At 54.8% G+C, this 893-nt stretch carries 1 protein-coding gene; it reads right to left on the bottom strand.

The annotated features are described in order from the left end of the window. A partial coding sequence (locus tag GLIP_RS22340) for a hypothetical protein (RefSeq protein ID WP_040522925.1) occupies positions 1-893 on the bottom strand: 893 nt, incomplete at both ends.

Below are 893 nucleotides of genomic sequence, written 5' to 3'. Positions count from 1 at the left end.
CATCATTAACCGGCGTTACTTCAACCGTGGTGTTCACCACCGTTGAGGTCTGCTGACCATTGGCTGCAGCCTCTGAATTTTCATCGCGCACTGTCCAATTGATGGTGCGGTCTGCACTGCCCGGATTATCTGAGCTTGAGCTGTAATTCACAGTGCGCAATAACGATTGATATTCAGCTTTGGTGGCATTGCCGCTAATGGTGAGCGTACCGGGCACCGAACTGTCTACCGTTAAGCCCAGTGAAGTTGCCAGTGCTGCATCCAGCGCTAATGTATCACCCGCTGAGAAACCGCTGGCTATGGTAATCACCGCTTGGTTTAAGTCAGCATCATCAACATCGGCCAAGCTCAACGCGGGCTCTAATACCAACGCCGGATCATTTTCTGTGTAGGTGTGCGTGGTAGCGACACCGCTGACCACTGGGGTGTCATTGACAGGGTTAACCGCCGTGGCGATGTTGATACTATCGGCCGACCAGGTTTCGGTCGTGCCTAGATTGCCAGAAATATCTTGGCCCGAGGCCTCCGCTTGCACGCTGTCGGCAAGGTGCACCGTTAGTGCTCCCGGCGTGCCACTGTATTCTGCCACCGGTAAAAAACGAATATCGGCGGTGGCGGGCAGCACTAGAGCATTGCCCGATGACAAGCCTACGTTGGTGATCGTCACCCAGCCTGAACCACTGTTGTATTGCCAGCTACCTTCTGTCGCTGGATTAGCTGCGTTGCCAATAATCGCTATACCGCCAAGCGCTGTAGCGCTAGAGCCGCCAGCAACGGTATCGGTGCTGTCATCGTATTGTGAGCTGGTGATTACACTGCTCAGTGCAGCACCGGCTGGGTTGGTGTTGTCTTCATTAATCGACGCGAGTGTACCGCTGCCACTGGCAACCGGC

It is taken from the genome of Aliiglaciecola lipolytica E3, assembly GCF_000314975.1.
In the GTDB taxonomy this organism is placed as follows: Bacteria; Pseudomonadota; Gammaproteobacteria; order Enterobacterales; family Alteromonadaceae; genus Aliiglaciecola; species Aliiglaciecola lipolytica.
Note: the sequence above shows the minus strand (reverse complement) of the source record. Positions and strands in the feature narration are given on the sequence as shown.